Annotated in this window: 21 protein-coding genes and 1 tRNA gene; 11 read left to right on the plus strand and 11 right to left on the minus strand. The window is 68.1% G+C overall.

Annotation, left to right across the window (positions count from 1 at the left end; genetic code table 11):
- Positions 1-4 precede the first annotated feature (4 nt).
- The gene (locus FVA74_RS12860; RefSeq protein WP_147722873.1) at positions 5-265 is read right to left on the minus strand and encodes a glutaredoxin family protein; all 261 of its coding nucleotides are present in this window, start codon (positions 263-265) and stop codon (positions 5-7) included.
- 101 nt (positions 266-366) lie between these two features.
- Here FVA74_RS12860 and FVA74_RS12865 point away from each other — a divergent pair, with 101 nt between their 5' ends.
- Entirely contained in the window at positions 367-1125 is a 759-nt protein-coding gene (locus FVA74_RS12865) for an HAD family phosphatase (RefSeq protein ID WP_147722874.1), read from the plus strand.
- 80 nt (positions 1126-1205) lie between these two features.
- On the opposite strand, the gene FVA74_RS12870 is transcribed toward FVA74_RS12865, so the two are convergent.
- The 3 genes from FVA74_RS12870 to FVA74_RS13915 all read right to left on the minus strand — a co-directional run bounded on the left by FVA74_RS12870 (position 1206) and on the right by FVA74_RS13915 (position 2277).
- Positions 1206-1304, minus strand: coding sequence for a 30S ribosomal protein bS22 (locus FVA74_RS12870; protein ID WP_003792170.1), 99 nt, complete (start codon positions 1302-1304; stop codon positions 1206-1208).
- Between the two features lie 126 nt (positions 1305-1430).
- Complete coding sequence (locus tag FVA74_RS12875) at positions 1431-1625, minus strand: helix-turn-helix domain-containing protein (protein WP_147722875.1); 195 nt, start codon at positions 1623-1625, stop codon at positions 1431-1433.
- Between the two features lie 115 nt (positions 1626-1740).
- Positions 1741-2277, minus strand: a complete 537-nt coding sequence (locus FVA74_RS13915; protein ID WP_147722876.1) for a helix-turn-helix transcriptional regulator — start codon at positions 2275-2277, stop codon at positions 1741-1743.
- Positions 2278-2372: 95 nt separating this feature from the next.
- Between FVA74_RS13915 and FVA74_RS12885 the strand changes: the two genes are divergently transcribed.
- Positions 2373-3797 (plus strand): TrkH family potassium uptake protein, encoded by a 1425-nt coding sequence (locus FVA74_RS12885; RefSeq protein ID WP_147722877.1) that lies wholly within the window; start codon positions 2373-2375, stop codon positions 3795-3797.
- Positions 3790-4458, plus strand: coding sequence for a TrkA family potassium uptake protein (locus FVA74_RS12890; RefSeq protein ID WP_147722878.1), 669 nt, complete (start codon positions 3790-3792; stop codon positions 4456-4458). Before FVA74_RS12885 ends, FVA74_RS12890 begins: the two co-directional genes overlap by 8 nt.
- Before the next feature lie 72 nt (positions 4459-4530).
- On the opposite strand, the gene proC is transcribed toward FVA74_RS12890, so the two are convergent.
- A complete protein-coding gene (proC, locus tag FVA74_RS12895) occupies positions 4531-5364 on the minus strand; it encodes a pyrroline-5-carboxylate reductase (protein WP_147722879.1) in 834 nt (277 codons plus the stop codon).
- Positions 5365-5387: 23 nt separating this feature from the next.
- Here proC and FVA74_RS12900 point away from each other — a divergent pair, with 23 nt between their 5' ends.
- Both FVA74_RS12900 and FVA74_RS12905 read left to right on the plus strand, forming a co-directional pair.
- Positions 5388-5720: a hypothetical protein gene (locus tag FVA74_RS12900; protein WP_147722880.1), complete on the plus strand. Its 333-nt coding sequence runs from the start codon at positions 5388-5390 to the stop codon at positions 5718-5720.
- A 14-nt stretch (positions 5721-5734) separates the two neighbouring features.
- Positions 5735-6409: a glutamine amidotransferase gene (locus FVA74_RS12905; RefSeq protein ID WP_240792247.1), complete on the plus strand. Its 675-nt coding sequence runs from the start codon at positions 5735-5737 to the stop codon at positions 6407-6409.
- Here the strand turns inward: FVA74_RS12905 and FVA74_RS12910 are convergent.
- Positions 6406-6837 (minus strand): nucleoside deaminase, encoded by a 432-nt coding sequence (locus tag FVA74_RS12910; protein WP_187266509.1) that lies wholly within the window; start codon positions 6835-6837, stop codon positions 6406-6408. The genes FVA74_RS12905 and FVA74_RS12910 overlap by 4 nt on opposite strands.
- A gap of 51 nt (positions 6838-6888) precedes the next feature.
- Between FVA74_RS12910 and upp the strand changes: the two genes are divergently transcribed.
- The 4 genes from upp (at position 6889) to FVA74_RS12930 (ending at position 9881) form a co-directional block, all read left to right on the plus strand.
- Complete coding sequence (gene upp, locus FVA74_RS12915) at positions 6889-7521, plus strand: uracil phosphoribosyltransferase (RefSeq protein WP_147722883.1); 633 nt, start codon at positions 6889-6891, stop codon at positions 7519-7521.
- A gap of 338 nt (positions 7522-7859) precedes the next feature.
- Positions 7860-8600 carry a winged helix-turn-helix domain-containing protein gene (locus tag FVA74_RS12920; RefSeq protein WP_147722884.1) on the plus strand — a complete coding sequence of 247 codons (741 nt, stop codon included), beginning with the start codon at positions 7860-7862 and terminating at the stop codon, positions 8598-8600.
- A 233-nt stretch (positions 8601-8833) separates the two neighbouring features.
- Entirely contained in the window at positions 8834-9274 is a 441-nt protein-coding gene (locus FVA74_RS12925) for a MarR family winged helix-turn-helix transcriptional regulator (protein WP_147722885.1), read from the plus strand.
- A 220-nt stretch (positions 9275-9494) separates the two neighbouring features.
- Positions 9495-9881 (plus strand): hypothetical protein, encoded by a 387-nt coding sequence (locus FVA74_RS12930; protein ID WP_147722886.1) that lies wholly within the window; start codon positions 9495-9497, stop codon positions 9879-9881.
- A 57-nt stretch (positions 9882-9938) separates the two neighbouring features.
- Here FVA74_RS12930 and FVA74_RS12935 read toward each other — a convergent pair.
- Positions 9939-10011 (minus strand) — tRNA-Arg (locus tag FVA74_RS12935).
- A gap of 135 nt (positions 10012-10146) precedes the next feature.
- Entirely contained in the window at positions 10147-10467 is a 321-nt protein-coding gene (locus tag FVA74_RS12940) for a metal-sensitive transcriptional regulator (RefSeq protein ID WP_147722887.1), read from the minus strand.
- Between FVA74_RS12940 and FVA74_RS12945 the strand changes: the two genes are divergently transcribed.
- Positions 10466-10684, plus strand: a complete 219-nt coding sequence (locus FVA74_RS12945) for a heavy-metal-associated domain-containing protein (protein ID WP_147722888.1) — start codon at positions 10466-10468, stop codon at positions 10682-10684. The two genes, FVA74_RS12940 and FVA74_RS12945, sit on opposite strands and share 2 nt — an antisense overlap.
- On the plus strand, positions 10681-12951 hold the full coding sequence (locus FVA74_RS12950; RefSeq protein WP_147722889.1) for a cation-translocating P-type ATPase: 2271 nt from the start codon (positions 10681-10683) through the stop codon (positions 12949-12951). Before FVA74_RS12945 ends, FVA74_RS12950 begins: the two co-directional genes overlap by 4 nt.
- A gap of 9 nt (positions 12952-12960) precedes the next feature.
- Here the strand turns inward: FVA74_RS12950 and FVA74_RS12955 are convergent, their stop codons facing one another.
- Genes FVA74_RS12955 through FVA74_RS12965 form a run of 3 tightly spaced genes read right to left on the minus strand, consistent with a single transcriptional unit; the run spans position 12961 to position 16357 of the window.
- Complete coding sequence (locus tag FVA74_RS12955) at positions 12961-14214, minus strand: dihydroorotase (RefSeq protein ID WP_147722890.1); 1254 nt, start codon at positions 14212-14214, stop codon at positions 12961-12963.
- Positions 14211-15092: a dihydroorotate dehydrogenase electron transfer subunit gene (locus FVA74_RS12960; RefSeq protein ID WP_147722891.1), complete on the minus strand. Its 882-nt coding sequence runs from the start codon at positions 15090-15092 to the stop codon at positions 14211-14213. Before FVA74_RS12960 ends, FVA74_RS12955 begins: the two co-directional genes overlap by 4 nt.
- Positions 15089-16357, minus strand: a complete 1269-nt coding sequence (locus tag FVA74_RS12965) for a Zn-dependent hydrolase (protein WP_147722892.1) — start codon at positions 16355-16357, stop codon at positions 15089-15091. Before FVA74_RS12965 ends, FVA74_RS12960 begins: the two co-directional genes overlap by 4 nt.
- Positions 16358-16361 lie beyond the last annotated feature (4 nt).

Consider the following 16361-nt stretch of genomic DNA (forward strand, 5'->3'; position numbering starts at 1 on the left):
GCGACTACTCGGCGGTCAGGGCGGCGCGGAGCCGCTCCGGGTCGATGCGCCAGATGTTGTGCACACGCCCATCGATCATGAGTACGGGGATCTCCTCCGAGTACCTCGCGAGCAGCGCCTCATCGTCGAGGATCGACTTCTCCTCGAGCGTGACCTGCACAGCGGATGCCGCGGCATCCAGCTCCCCAATGACCCCCGTCACGACGTCCCGGGCGTCGTCGCAGAGGTGGCAGCCGGGCCGGGTCAACAGCGTCAGGTGGGGCATACCCCAATGCTAAGTCGCAGGCCTGCACGCTCGGCTCGGCGCCGACCGCCCCCAGTTCGTGGGCGCGCCCCACGGGAACCCCAGAGGTTACGATGGCGCGGATGAATGCGCCCACCGCCAACGACGACGGGACCCGGCCGGTCATCGCCTTCTTCGATGTGGACAACACCCTCATGCGGGGTGCGAGCATCTACCACGTCGGGGGCGGCGCCTACCGGCGGGGCTACGTCGGTGTGCGCGACCTCGTGCGTTTCGCCTGGCAGCAGGCACGATTCATCCGGGTCGGGGAGAACCTGCACCACCTGGAGCGGCTTCGCGAGCGGGCACTCGGCCTCGCGGCGGGCGTGCGGGAAGCCGAGGTGCTCGAGCTTGCGGAGGAGATCTTCGACCGCCAGATCGAACGCAGGCTCTGGCCCGAGAGTGTCGGTCTTGCGCGCGAGCACCTCGCGAAGGGCCACCAGGTGTGGCTCGTGACCGCGAGCCCCTCGATCGTGGCCGACGTCATCGCCCGCCGTCTCGGGCTCACCGGCGCGATCGGCACACGCCTCGAGGTGAGAGAGGGATGCTTCACCGGCCGCCTGGTCGGCGGATTCCTGCATGGCGAGCAGAAGGCGAGGGCGGCACGCGAGCTGGCAGAGCGCACGGGCTCGCCACTTGAGGACTGCTGGGCCTACTCCGATTCGCGCAACGACATCCCGCTCCTCGAGCTGGCCGGCAATCGCGTCGTCGTCAATCCCGACACCGAACTGATGCGGCATGCGACCGGGAACGGCTGGTCGGTGATGCGGCTCAACAAGTCGAGCATCCGCGCGGCCCGCAGGCGCGTGCGGCGAGAGGCGAAGCCGGGCACGAACGCCTGAGGACGAGGGCCGGATGCGCGGGCTCGCGTTAAGCGCAGAAGCGCCGAGCCTTTCGGCTCGGCGCTTCGTGAACGCTTGCGCTACTTCTTGTTGCGGCGCTGGTGGCGAGTCTTGCGAAGCAGCTTGCGGTGCTTCTTCTTCGCCATACGCTTGCGACGCTTCTTGATTACGGAACCCATACGTACCTCACTGATTCTTGAACAGACGACCGGGTCCGTTCAGAACCGCGGAAAAATTGCCTCTCGACAGTGTAGCCGACATCGGCGCGCCTCGTTGACGGCCAGCCCCCGAACGGCAGCGGATGCTCAGCCGACGTCAGAGATGTGGGACTGGATCGCGGCCTGAACCGCCGACTCGGGCACGCGGAAGGAACGGCCGAAGCGAATGGCGGGCAGTTCACCCGAGTGCACCAGCCGGTAGACGGTCATCTTGGACACGCGCATCATGTCGGCGACCTCAGCCACCGTCAGGAACTTCACGTCGGAAAGATCGCGTGCCATCGAAAACCCCTCATGCGGAGCACCCGGTGCAGATGTGACTGGAGTGCTTGATCGCTACTCTAGAGCCGGAAGTGACAGAATGTCCATGCCCCGATCTGGGGCTGTGGACAGTTCGTCAGTCCTTCTTCAGCTTCTTCTTGATCGGCTCGATCACACGGCGTTCCACGTTTTCCGACGCCTCCTCGAAGCGGTGGCGCACACCGTGGGTCGCATCCGCCATGGCACGACCGACCGCGGCGCCCGCATCACCCGGATGCTGCAGGGTCTCACCCGCGCGGCGGAGCGGCTCGGTCAGCGGTGCGCCCGTCCATGCGGCGAAGGCGCCCCCGGCCAGCGAGCGCGACAAGTCCGCGTCATCCGTGCCGTAGCCGACGGCCATGAACGGCATCAGCCAGTCCTCGACGGTCTCGAGTGGCTGGGTCTCGAGGCGGTAGTAGCGGTGCTGGCCAACCTCGCGCACGGCCACGAGGCCGGATTCGCGGAGCACCTTGAGGTGCTTCGAGACGGTCGGCTGGCTCAGCCCAAGCTTCTCAACCAGCTCACCGACGCTGATGTCGCCCGTCGGCGAGTCCGTCGCCGAGTAGCGTTCAAGTAGAACCTGCAGGAGCTCACGGCGCGTCGCGTCCGCAATCACGCCAAAAATGTCCGCCATGGCAACAGGCTAACGGGCACAGGCGGGGAGTACCATGACATGCTGTCCGCGAGGCCAGCGGCGCCGTAGAGCGGAGTGGAGTGGCGAGGGAACGCATGCGTAGCAAGCCCGTATCCCGCAGCACGCGCTCCGAGCGCTTCCGCGACGCGCTCGATGACTTCGCGACAGGGTCGCCAGCACGGTTCGCGATCCTTGTCTTCACGGCCCTCATCGGCATCCTCACCGCCGTGCTCATGCTGCCGTCTGCGCGCGCGGGTGACGACACGACGAACTTTGTGGATGCCCTCTTCACGGCGGTCTCCACGATCTGCGTGACGGGGCTCTCGGTTGTCGACATGGGCACCCACTGGAGCCTTTTCGGCCACATCGCAATCCTCATCGGCCTGCAGGTGGGCGGCATCGGGGTGCTCACCGTCGCGAGCATGATGGGACTCATCGTGTCGCGTCGCCTCGGACTGCGCACCCGGCTCATGGCGGCGAGCGACAGCAACCCCTCCCGCATCCACCACGGCCCCGTGTCGGAATCGCAGGCAGTGCGGCTCGGCGAGATGGGCGGCCTGCTCGCGACCGTCGCGATCAGTGCGATCGCGATCGAACTCGTCGTCGCGATCTCCATCTACCCGCGCCTGCTCGCTGCGGGGTTCGACGGCTGGACCTCGGTGTGGCAGTCGTTCTACTACGCGGCATCCGCCTTCACCAACACGGGCTTCACGCCCAACCCCGACGGCCTCGAACCCTTCACAGGCGACCCGTGGATGCTGTCGATGCTCGCGCTTGCGGTGTTCCTCGGCAGCCTCGGCTTTCCCGTGATCTTCGCCCTCGCGCGCGGATGGCGAAACCCCAAGCGCTGGTCGGTGCACGTCAAGCTCACCCTGACGACGACGATCGGGCTCATCATCCTGGGAGCGCTCGCGCTCACACTCCTCGAGTGGAACAACCTCGCAACCCTCGGTGCGCAGGACCCGGTGCAGCGGCCACTCACGGGCACCTTCATCTCGATCATGTCGCGCTCCGGCGGCTTCTCGACGATCGACATCGGCGAAGCCAACGGCTCGACGCTGCTCGTGCTCGACATGCTCATGTTCGTCGGCGGCGGCTCGGCCTCGACCGCGGGCGGCATCAAGGTGACGACCCTCGCCGTGCTGTTCCTCGCCGCCTTCGCTGAGGCCCGCGGCGACGAGGACATGCAGGCATTCGAACGGCGCATCCCCGTCGACGTGCTGCGCCTCGCCGTCAGCGTGACCCTGTGGGGCGCCACGATCGTGGCGGCGGCGACCATATTCATCCTGCACCTCACCAAGGCGCCGCTCGACTTCGTGCTCTTCGACGTGATCTCGGCGTTCGCGACATCCGGGCTCACGACGGGCCTCACCGAGACCCTCCCCGACCCAGGAAAGTACGCGCTCGCGGCCACCATGTGGGCGGGGCGCGTTGGTACAGTGACGTTGGCCGCCGCACTGGCGGCCTCCCAGCGCCGGCAACTGTTCCGGCGAGCGGAAGAGAGGCCCATCGTTGGTTGACCGGATTCCCCACGACGCCCCCGTGCTCGTCATCGGCCTCGGCCGCTTCGGCGCCGCGACGGCCGGCCAGCTCGACCGTCTCGACCGCGAGGTGCTGGCGGTCGACACCGACCCGGCGCTCGTGCAGAAGTGGGCCGACCGCGTGACGCACACGGTGCAGGCGGATGCGCGCAGCATCGACGCGCTCCGACAGATCGGCGCGCAAGATTTCGCTGTCGCGGTCGTCGCGACCGGATCATCCGTTGAATCGAGTGTGCTCATCACGGCCAACCTCGTCGACCTCAAGATCCCGCAGATCTGGGCGAAGGCCATCAGCCAGTCGCATGGCAAGATCCTCGCCCGAATCGGCGCCAACCATGTCATCTACCCCGAGGCGGAGGCCGGCGAGCGCACGGCCCACCTGGTCTCGGGCCGCATGCTCGACTTCATCGAGTTCGACGATGACTTCGCGATCGTCAAGATGTATCCGCCGAAGTCGATCCGCGGCATGACGCTCGCCGAGTCGCAGGTGCGCAAGAAGTTCGGCCTGACGGTCGTCGGCGTCAAGTCGCCCGGCCAGGACTTCACCTACGCGACCGCGGAGACCCACATCTCGAACCATGACCTCGTGATTGTCAGCGGCAACGCGGCTGACATTGAGCGCTTCGCCGCCCAGTCCTAGCGTTCAGTATTCAGGAGCGGCGCTTTCTCGCTCCTGAATACTGAACGCCGGCTCCTGAATTGTGAAAGGGCGCTAGCCCTGGGAGAGCTCGCGGGAGCGGGCAGCGGATGCCTCGACCGCAGCCGTGAGGACGGCCGGCAGGTCGGCCTCCTGCAGCACAGCGATGGCGCGCTCGGTCGTGCCGTTGGGGCTCGTCACGTCGCGCCGCAGCTGCTGGGGTGACTTGCCCGAGACGCGCAGCATCTCAAGGGCACCGCGGAAGGTCTGCAGCACGAGCGTCTCGGCCTCCTCGGGCGTGAAGCCCTGCGCTTCAGCGCCCCGGATGAACGACTCGACCATGTAATACACGTAGGCGGGGCCACTGCCGGAGACCCCCGTCACGGCTTCCATCCGGCTCTCGTCGACGACCAGCACGGCGCCGACGGCCGCGAACATCCGCTCGACCAGGGCAAGCTGCTCGTCGGAGGTTCGAGTTCCCCGACTCAGGGCGGTCACGCCGAGCCCTACCGCCGTGGGCGTATTCGGCATCGTGCGCACGACCGCGACGTGCCCGGGCAGCGCCGCCTCCATGACAGAGGTCGAGACGGCCGCCGCGAGGCTCACGACGATCGCGCCCTCGGCGAGCGCTGGCGCAACCTCGCGCAGGAGGTCAGCGACCATGTGCGGCTTCACCCCGATGACGACGATGTCGGCGCCCTCGACGGCGTCGAGGTTGGCGCGCGGGTTCGACTCCAGGGAGAGGGATGTCACGGGCTCAGGCCACTCGCGCGCCGCGGCGCTCGCATCCGTGCGGTTCGTCACGCGGATGCTCGCGCTCTCGAAGCCGCCCGAGAGCAGGCCCTGCAGGATCGAAGACCCCATCGAACCGGCGCCGAGGAAACTGATGGTGGGCCGCAAAGTCGTCATTGCAGCATCCTAGGATTAGGCGCATGAGTACGAACGGCGGCGACACGGCAAGCAGTGTGAGCAAGGCTGAAAGCGACGCGATCCGCGATGCGATCAATGCGCATCCCAGGGTCCAGTCGCTCGTTGACCTCCGGGTGGTGCGCCTTGCCTCCGACGAGCTTCTTGTCGGTGCGTCGATCGCGTTCCCCGCGCAGGACCGCCTGGCGGAGATCGCCGAAACGATCGAGGAGCTGAAGGCAGCGATTCGCGAGGTCGCCCCCACCGCGAGCGGCATCTATCTCGAGCCCGACGTCTACCGCCGGCCCGACGAGGCCAACCCGCCGACCGACGTCTACTTCATCCGGGGTGTCGACTGAGCCGCACCGCACTCGTGCTGCGGCACGAGCCCCGCATCCACCTCGGCAACCTCGAAGCCGTGCTCGTAGAGCACGGCTACACCGTGCGCAACATCGAGGTGCCCGAGGCTGACCTCGCGACCGAGACATCCGCGATCCTCGAAGCCGACGTGCTCGTCGTGCTCGGCGGCGAGATGGGCGTCTATGAGAAGGAGGCCTACCCCTTCATCTCGCAGGAACTCTCGGTGCTGCAGCAGCGAATGGATGCCGCGGCCCCCGTCTTCGGCGTGTGCCTGGGTGCCCAGCTCATGGCCGAGGCCCTCGGCTCGCCCGCCTTCAAGGGGCCGAAGCGCGACATCGGCTACCGGGACATCCGCGTCACGGAGGCGGGGCAGGATTCTCCCGTGCGCCACGTCGCCGGCGTTCCGATGCTGGAGTGGCACGGGGATCACTTCGAGCTCCCGGCGGGGGCAGAGCGGCTCGCGACCTCCGACGCCTACCCCAATGAGGCCTGGCGCCTCGGCGATCGCGTGCTCGCAGTGCAGTTCCACCCCGAGGTGACGGCCGAGATGAACGAGGCATGGATCCGGCACAACGAGGCCGGGCTGCGCGGGGCCGACGAGCTGCGCGAGCAGGCCGCGCGCCACAGCGCGGCCATGCAGGATGCCTCGCGCGCGATGTTCGGGGAGTGGCTGGCCGGGCTGTCCTAGCGCAGACGCTCGAAGAACTCCCGGAGCTGGGCCGCGCAGGCATCCGCCTCGACCCCCGCGTGCACCTCGGCGCGGTGCGGCAGCCGCCGGTCGCGCAGCAGGTCGTAGATGCTTCCGGATGCACCGGCCTTGTCGTCCCACGCCCCGAAGACGACCACGGGCACCCGCGCCGCGAGGATCGCTCCCGCACACATGGGGCAGGGTTCGAGCGTCACGATGAGCGTCGTGCCGTCGAGGTGCCAGTCGCCCGTGGCATCCGCCGCCTGTCGCAGCGCGAGCATCTCGGCGTGGGCTGTGGGGTCGTGGCGCAGTTCGCGCTCATTGCGCCCCCGGCCGAGCACGGTGCCGTCGGCGGCGAGCACGACGGCGGAGACGGGCACATCGCCATGCTCTGTCGCGAGCGCAGCGTCACGAATGAGCGCGCGCATCCACTCGGTATACGTCGTCAACGACAACCCCTCTCGACTAGGTTTGAGCGTATGCGAGTTCACGTTGCCGACCACCCGCTCATCACGCACAAGCTGACCGTGTTGCGCGACGAGAACACCGCATCCCCCACCTTCCGGGCCCTCACCGAGGAGCTCGTCACGCTGCTCGCCTACGAGGCGACCCGCAACGTGCGCACCGTGCCCATCACGATCCAGACGCCTGTCGCCGAGACGACCGGCGTGGCGATCGCCGACCCGCGACCGCTCGTCGTTCCCATCCTGCGGGCGGGCCTCGGCATGCTCGAGGGCATGACCAAGCTGGTGCCGACGGCGGAGGTCGGCTTCCTCGGCATGGTGCGCAACGAGGAGACGCTCGAGCCCACGACCTACGCCGAGCGGCTGCCCGAAGACCTGTCGAACCGCCAGTGCTTCGTGCTCGACCCCATGCTCGCGACGGGCGGGTCGCTGCTCGCAGCGGTCAACTACCTCTTCGGGCGTGGGGCGCAGGATGTCACGGCGATCTGCCTCCTCGGAACCCCCGAGGGCCTCGAAGCGATCGACAAGGGCACCGACGGTCGTGACCTCACGATCGTGCTGGGTGCACTCGACGAGCGACTCGACGAGAACGGATACATCGTGCCGGGCCTGGGTGACGCGGGCGACCGCCTTTACGGCACGGTCTGATTCCCCGTTTGCAAAAACTGCCCCACCGGGCGGATACTTGACCGCATGACTACATTCGCGCGCACTTCGACCTCCTGTGAGGCTTCGAGGAACGCCGGCATGATGATGCCGGCACGCGCCATGTGTTGTCGAATGTGCGCCTAGACGGCCACGGCTCCTCAACAGAACCGAACGCCGGGTCCCGCACCCTCCGCGCCATATCGCGGAAGTGCACGACGGACTCCGGGTGGCTCCCCTTCATGACGGGGTGTCCACTCCCAGCGCACACCTGAAGTAACACCGAAGGATCGCACCCTCATCATTAGAGGCCCTTCACCCCTTACGAAGGAATTCGACCGATGTCACTTGCACTCAAGATCTCCGACGCCGTTGCCGGGCCCGCGACGGCGAGCCCCGCTGCATCCGCCACTGTCAGCCCCGCCGCACCCTCCGCTGGCGAGTCGGCCCAGCGCCGCCGTCTCCGCGCCGTGCCGGAGGGCACCGAGGCGCGCGGTTTCGTGCTCTACGTGGGCGTTGACGAGCTCAAGGCGGCCGCGGCAGGCACCGACCTCGGCGCAATCGTCGAGGCGCTCAAGAACCTGACCCAACAGCTCGTGCCGACCGCCGAGACCCACGCGGCCGTCGCCCTCGCACCGCAGGGCGTCGGCGGCCGCGACGTCGACGTCGTGCGGCTCGCCCTCCAGGACCCGGCCGCGCTCGCCAAGCACCGCCAGCAGGACGAGGCCCCCATCGAGCCCGAGTCGCGCGGCGGCGTCATCATCGACCTCTCCCGCAAGCGGGTCGTGCTCGAGGGCGAGGTCGCGCCGCTCACTTACAAGGAGTTTGAGCTGCTCCAGTACCTCGTGCTGCGCGAGGGACGCACGATCGACCGCGCCGAGCTCATTGCCGGGCTCTGGGGCGTCGACGACGAGGAGGCGCCCAACGTGCGCACGATCGACGTGCACGTGCGGCGACTGCGCTCCAAGCTGGGCGGCTACGAGGAGATCGTGCGCACGGTACGCGGCGCCGGCTACCGCTTCGACCGCCACGCGGATGTCTCGGTGCAGCACACGAGCACACCCTCGCCCGACCGCTTCTAGCCGTCGTCTGGCCGACATCTTGGGCGTCAGGCAACTGCCAGCAAAAATCACAGATTGGTAACTAGCGGTCGTTACCCTTCTGTTATACAGTCTTGATCAGCGGAAGTTGTTTGCTGTGGCAGCTCCCGCGGAATGTGATTGCAGGACACTCTTGGTGCAAGGGAGAGGGCCCGTCGTTAGCCTCTACGACGGGCCCTCAATCACTTAACCTGTAGGCACGAGAGGGGGCGATCATGGCGTCGAAGACAACCGCGGTGTCGGCATGGGAGGCGCTGTTCCGTGCCCAGGTCACGGTCATGCGACAGCTCGGACGCGAGTTTCCGACAGGGGAGATCTCGCTCACCGAGTACGACGTGCTCTTCAACCTGTCGCGACAGCCGACGCGCGCCCTGCGCATCCGTGACCTCGTCGCAGACCTACTCATCACACAGCCGAGCGTCAGCCGGCTCGTCGACCGCCTCGCAGCCCGAGGGCTCATCGAGAAGCGCCCAGACCCGAAGGATGCCCGCGGGGTCATCGTCTCCCTCACCGATGCCGGGTTCGAGCTGTTCCGCCGCGTCGCCGTCGTCCACATGGAGTCGATCAGCACGCACGTCGGTGCCGCGCTCGACGATGACGAGCTGCAGCAGCTGGAAGCCCTGTGCGAGAAGCTTCGCGCGGGGGTTGGCCGCTAGGGCATGCCTGTCTCTCGGGGTAGTAGCGGCCTTACTCCCGTGGGCGGATGCGGCGCGCACCCCCGCGAGTAGCATTCGAGCACGACAGCACCCCCGCTCGGCGCCGGCGGCTCCGACGACGCGTGGGAGCTGGCTGGGGCGCGCCCGCGATCGTCGCCGGGCGCACGGCTGCGCCTGTCGCAATCTCGCTACTGATCCAGGTACCGGGCGCGCTCTTCGGATGGCGGGGCCCTGGGCCCCGCGCCGGTGGCCCGTCATTCGCCCTGAGCGCGGACTGGCCGCTTGCCTCTCGATCACGGTTGCCGCATGCCTGGTGCTCCTCGCTGCGCGGCGCTGGCCGGGACCGGTCCTCGTCTTCGTCACCGCGGCCGCGGTCGCCGACCTGCTGTTGCGTCCCGAGACATCCGGGCCGCCCTTCGTCGCCCTCGCCTTCGCAATCGTGGGGGCGATCGCCCGAAACGCGCGCGTGTGGGCCTGGGTCTCGGCAGGAGTCATGTGGGTGACGGTGCTGCTCGCATCCCTCGCGCTCGAGCTTGCTCCGAGCCGGGTCGCGTTCTCGACGCTCGGGGCCGTCTCGAGGTGCTGCGTACCGGGAGAAAAGGGCTGACGCTCCACCTGAGCATGAAGAAGGGCCCCAGCGAAACTCGCTGGGGCCCTCTGCCTGTGCGCCCGAAGGGACTCGAACCCCTAACCTTCTGATCCGTAGTCAGATGCTCTATCCATTGAGCTACGGGCGCATGTCGGGTCAAAACCCAACTGAATGACTATATCAGGCCATGCGGGCAGGTTCGAACCGGTGGCCGAGTGGCCAAAGTTTCGGGCATCCGAGTGGCTTTGGCGAAAACTTTGGCCACTCGGGGAAATCGGCCGGGTTACGAGCGCACGAGCCGCGCTATCGCGGCCGAGGCCTCCGCGATCTTCTGGTCTGCAACCTCCCCGCCCTCGCGCGTGGCTTCGGCCACGCAGTGCTTGAGGTGGTCGTCGAGCAGGGCGAGGGCGACCGTCTCAAGGGCCTTGGTCGCGGCGGAGACCTGCGTGAGCACGTCGATGCAGTAGGCATCCTCGTCGATCATGCGGTGGATACCGCGAACCTGGCCCTCCGCGCGACGCAGGCGCTTGAGCAACTGCTCTTTGTGTTCTTCGTATCCATGCACATTGTCTTTTATACCCCCTAGGGGTATCGTTGTCCACATGAAGACCGAATACAGCGTGAGTGGAATGACCTGCGAGCACTGCGTCGCATCCGTCAAGCAGGAGGTCTCGAAGATCGACGGCGTCAACACGGTTGACGTCGATCTCTCGTCGGGACTCGTGACCGTCGAGAGCGAGTCCGCGATCGATGCCGAGGCCGTCGCGGCAGCGATCGACGAGGCCGGCTACGAGCTGAGCGACTCGCCAGCAGCACCATGACCCCGACGCCCGCGACATCCGGGCTCATCGACCTGGACCTCGCCGTGCAGGGGATGACGTGCGCCTCCTGCGCGGCCCGCATCGAGAAGCGACTCAACAAGCTCGACGGCGTTGAGGCATCGGTCAACTACGCGACGGAGAAGGCGAGCGTGCGGTTCCCCGAGATGCTCGACCCTGCGCTGCTGATCGCCGAGGTCGAGAAGGCGGGCTACACGGCGCAACTGCCACCGCCCCCGAGCGAGCAGCACGACCCGCACGCCGAGCACATGGCCGACCTCGGCGAGCGCGAGCTGTCATCGCTCAAGCACCGGCTCATCGTGAGCACGATCCTCGCCGTGCCCGTCGTCGTGCTCGCGATGGTGCCCGCGTTGCAGTTCACCTACTGGCAGTGGCTGTCGCTGACCCTCGCGGCGCCCGTCGTCGTGTGGGGCGGGGCACCATTCCACCGCGCGACCTGGATCAACCTGCGCCACGGCGCCGCCACGATGGACACCCTCATCACGGTGGGCACCTTCTCCGCCCTCGCCTGGTCGGTGTATGCCCTCTTCTTCGGACACGCGGGAATGCCGGGCATGACGCACGGCTTCGAGTTCACCCTCGAGCCCACCTCGGGTGCCGGCAACATCTACCTCGAGGTCGCCGCCGCCGTCACCGTCTTCGTGCTCGCCGGTCGCTACTTCGAGCACCGGGCGAAGCGCCGCGCCGGCGACGCACTCCGCTCGCTCCTCGACCTCGGAGCCAAGGACGTCGCGGTCCTGCGCAACGGCCAGGAACAGCGGATGCCCGTGGCCCAGCTGACCGTCGGCGACGCGTTCGTCGTGCGGCCGGGTGAGAAGATCGCCACCGACGGTGTGGTCACCTCCGGGGCATCCGCCGTTGATCGCAGCATGTTGACGGGCGAGTCGGTTCCCGTCGAGGTCGGCATCGGCGACGCGGTCGTCGGCGCCACCACCAACGTGAGCGGACGACTCGTCGTGCGCGCCACCCGCGTGGGCAGTGACACGCAACTCGCCCAGATGGCGCGGCTCGTGGAGCAGGCACAGTCGGGCAAGGCCGAGGTGCAGCGCCTCGCCGATCGCATCTCGGGCATCTTCGTGCCCACTGTCTTCGTCATCGCGGCCGTCACGCTCACTGTGTGGCTCCTGTCGGGCGCGACCCCCGAGTTCGCCTTCACGGCGGCCGTCGCGGTGCTCATCATCGCGTGCCCGTGCGCGCTCGGACTCGCGACCCCCACCGCCCTCCTCGTCGGCACGGGACGCGGGGCGCAACTGGGCATCATCATCCGCGGCCCAGAGGTGCTCGAATCCACCCGCCGCATCGACACCGTCGTACTCGACAAGACCGGCACGGTCACCGAAGGGCGGATGTCGCTGCTCGACGTGATCGCAGGCGATTCGACCACCCCCGAAGAGGCGTTGAGGCTTGCCGGTGCGCTCGAGGCGGCGTCTGAGCATCCGATCGCCCGGGCCATCGCGGACGCCGCGTCTGCCCAGGGTGAGCTGCCTGCACCCGAGTCGTTCGAGAACGTCGAGGGCCTCGGCGTGCAGGGTGTCGTCGACGGCCACGCGGTCGTCGTCGGCAGGCCGAGCCTGCTGGCCGACTGGGGACTCGCGCTCGATGAGACCCTCGCGCAGGCGCAGCGTGAGGCCGCGGCATCCGGTCGCACCTCAATCGCAGTCGGCTGGGACGGTGCCGCCAGGGCAGTCCTCGTCATCGCTGACACGATCAAGCCGACAAGCGCAGAGGCGATCGCATCACTCAAGGCGCTCGGGCTGACACCGGTGCTGCTGACGGGCGACAACGAGGCGGTCGCGCGCGAGGTCGGCGCCGAGGCGGGCATCGAGCAGGTGTTCGCCGATGTGCTGCCGGGCGACAAGGTGGATGTCATCACCCGTCTTCAGAGTGAGGGGCACGTCGTCGCGATGGTCGGCGACGGCATCAACGACGCCCCCGCGCTAGCGCAAGCCGACCTGGGCCTCTCGATGGGCACCGGCACCGACATCGCGATCGAGGCGAGCGACCTCACCCTCGTGCAGGGCGACCTGCGCTCGGTGGCGGATGCGATCACGCTGTCACGCAGGACGCTCGGGACGATCAAGGGCAACCTGTTCTGGGCGTTCGCGTACAACGTGGCCGCGATCCCGCTGGCGGCGCTCGGGCTCCTCAATCCCATGATCGCGGGGGCGGCGATGGCGTTCTCGAGCGTGTTCGTGGTGACCAACAGCCTGCGGCTGCGGGGGTTCACCCCCGATCGACGCTTCCAGTAGAGGCAGCCACTACTCCGCGAGTGAGCCGTGCGTGAGGCGCCCGTCGATCATGGTCGCGACGACGCGGGCACGCATGGCGCGCCCGTCGAAGGGCGTGTTGCGCGAGAGGCTGTAGTGCTGTTCTGCGTCGACGATCCAGTCGCCGGCGGGTTGCACGACGCAGAGTGTTGCCGGTTCCCCGACCCCCACGGGACGACCCGCGACCTCGGCGATCCGACCGACGAGGGCGGGCGTGTGCGACATCACCCGGGCGACCGCATCCCAGTCGGTCACGCCACCCTCCGTGAGCACCTCCGCGACGATCGGCAGGGCCGTCTCGAGCGCCGTGAGCCCGAAGGCCGCCTCCGTCCAGGGCTTACGCTTCGTCTCCATGGGATGCGGCGCGTGGTCAGTGCCGATCACGTCGATCGTGCCGTCGCGGAGTGCGGCACGCAACGCCTCGATGTCGCCCCCTGACCGCAGCGGCGGATTGACCTTGAGCTCGGGGCCGCGCTCGAGTGCGTCATCGTCACTCACCATGAGGTGGTGGGGCGTGACCTCGGCGGTGACGGGCAGGCCGCGGCGTTTCGCGTCACGCACGAGCTCGACCGTGCCCGCCGTCGACACGTGGCAGACATGCAGGTGGCCGCCGGTCTCCTCCGCGAGGGCGATATCGCGCGCGACGATCGCCTCCTCCCCCGCGACGGGCCAGCCGGGGGCGCCCGCGGCATCCGCCACTCGCTCATTGATGACGCCGGCACCCACGATCTCGGGATGCTGCGCATGCTGCGCGAAGACGGTGCCGAGGCGAGCCATGCGCGCGAGGGTCTCGCGCACCAGGGCGTCGGCGCTGAGGCATTTGCCGTCGTCGGAGAACACCGTCACACCCTCGGCGGCGAGCGCCTCATGATCGGTGAGCTCCTCGCCGACGAGGCCGACGCTCGCGGCCGCGATGGGGTGCACGCGAGCGGATGCGCCCTCAGCCCGGGCGCGGATGTCGCGCACGCGCTCGACCGTGTCAGTGACGGGGGTGAGATTGGCCATCGCAAAGACGTCGGTGTAGCCGCCGGCGGCGGCGGCACGCGTCCCCGTCGCGATGGTCTCGGAGGTTTCGCCGCCTGGCTCACGCAGGTGCGTGTGCAGGTCGACAAACCCGGGAAGCACGACAAAGGGATGCTCGGGATTCTCCTGCGATGGCGTGATCGACGCGATCACCCCGCGCTCGATCCGAATATCGACAATCTCACTGCCGCCCGCGATGCGGACCCCACGAATGCCGGTCATGCCGCAACCTCGCCCTCTCCCCTATCGACGATGACATCGAAGACCGGACCGTCGACACACACCAGCGGCCCCTCCTCGTTGGCTGCGCCAGCGACTGGCGCCGCACATCCATGGCAGTACCCGAGACCGCACGCCATGTGCGCTTCAAGGGATACCTGGACCGCTGAACCCCATTCGGCCGCGAGTTCCGCGGCAAGCCGGGTGAGTCGGTTCGATCCGCACACCATGATGACGTCGGGCCGATCAGTCTCAAAGCGCTCACGGAGCAACCCCGCAAGGGCGCCGACCGAACTGGTGCCCTCATCGTCACTCACCGCGACCGCGTCGACGCCGAGCTCAGCACAGTCGTTTTCGCCGATCACCGACTGACGGGCATTCGCGCTGAGCACGGCGGTGACGTGGACACCCGAGGGGGCGGCATCCTCCGCAACACCCATGACCGCGCACACACCGATGCCGCGGCCAATGAGCAGGGCACGTCGCGCCCCCGTCGGAATCTCGAACCCGCGGCCGAGCGGACCAGTGACGACGACGCGGTCGCCCGAAGTGAGCCCCGTCAGGGCAGCGGTGCCGCGGCCGACGACGTTGTAGATGAGTTCGATGATGCCCGTGGCGACCCGGCGCCGGTGGATCGCCATCGGTCGCGGCAGCAGGATGCGTGACCCGGTCGACTCCGGCACCGTCACCATGACGAACTGCCCAGCCAGTGCCGTCGCTGCGATCTCGGGAGCGTGGAGAACGAGCCGGTGGTACCGGCCACCGATGAGTTCATGCTCCGCGACGACCGCCGACTCCCAGGTCGGATCAGGTCGATGCGTTGTCTCGTCGGGCCGAGGGGTGATGAGCCCGTCGAGGCCCGCAGTGCCGGTCGAGCTCATGCCGCGGCATCCAGTCGTGTCATGGCGCGCAGCAGCACGGTCGTGCCATGGGCGAGTTCGTCCGCGGTGGTGAACTCTTCGGGCACGTGGCTGAGTCCGTCGCGGCTCGGCACGAAGATCATGCCGGCTGGCACGACACGGTTGATCTGCTGACTGTCGTGGCTGGCACCGCTGGGAAGGATGCGGTAACTGAGCCCGGCATCGGCGGCGCCGGCCGCGATGTGGTCGACGATCCACGAGGGCAACACGACTGGCGAGGTGTCACCAATGACTTCGACACTCACCTCGGTGCCCTGGTGGTTGGCGATGCGTTCGAATGCAGCTGCGAGGGCCTCTCCTGTGCGTCGCTGGCGATCACTGTCGATGTCGCGCACGTCGACCGTGAAGACGACCCTGCCTGGGATCGTCGTAATGGACCCGGGGTGCACGTCGAGGCGCCCCACGGTCACGCGGGTGCCGTGGTGCTCGGGATCAGTCGCGATCGCCTGGCAGGCGAGCACACATTCGGATGCTGCGACGAGGGCGTCCCGACGCAGGTGCATGGGGGTGCCTCCCGTGTGGGAGGCCTGCCCGACCATGGTGACTTGGAGGCGCGTGCTGCCCGAGATGGTGTCGACGACACCGACGGGCACCCCCTTGGACTCGAGGAGGCCGCCCTGCTCGATGTGCATCTCGACGAAGGCGAACCAATCGCTCGCGTCCCATCGCGCGGTCTCCACCGCGTGCGGCGCGAGGCCGACGCTCTCCATCGCCTGAGCGATCGTGACCCCGTCGGCGTCCCTGAAGTCGTGCAGGTCGGCGGGGCCGGTCAACCCAGCGATCATCCGACTGCCGTTGCAGGCCTGGCCGAACCGGGCACCCTCCTCGCTCGCGAAGGCGACGAAACGCCAGGGGCGCCGCCGGGGCAGTCCTGTCTCGACCGCAATGCGTGCCACCTCCATGCCGGCGACCACGCCGGCAATCCCATCGAAACGTCCTCCCTCCGGCACGCTGTCGAGGTGCGACCCCGTGCCGACCGCCCCTCGCGCGGACTCGGGCTCGGTTGGGGCGAGTTCCGCGATCGTGTTGCCGGCGGCATCCGTCGTCACAGTGAGGCCGAGTGACTTCATGTCGTCGGCGAAGATGCCGTGGGCGTCTCGTTCGAGCTGTGAGTAGGCGAGGCGGGTGACTCCGTGACCTGCTTCAGTCAGCGCGGCGAACCGCTCGATCCAGCGGGAGAGTCGTGCGGCTTCGACTGCGCCGGCAGTCTCGGTGGGGTGGGGCATGGTT

The sequence above is a fragment of the Salinibacterium sp. dk2585 genome, from assembly GCF_008001035.1.
Taxonomy (GTDB): Bacteria; Actinomycetota; Actinomycetes; order Actinomycetales; family Microbacteriaceae; genus Homoserinimonas.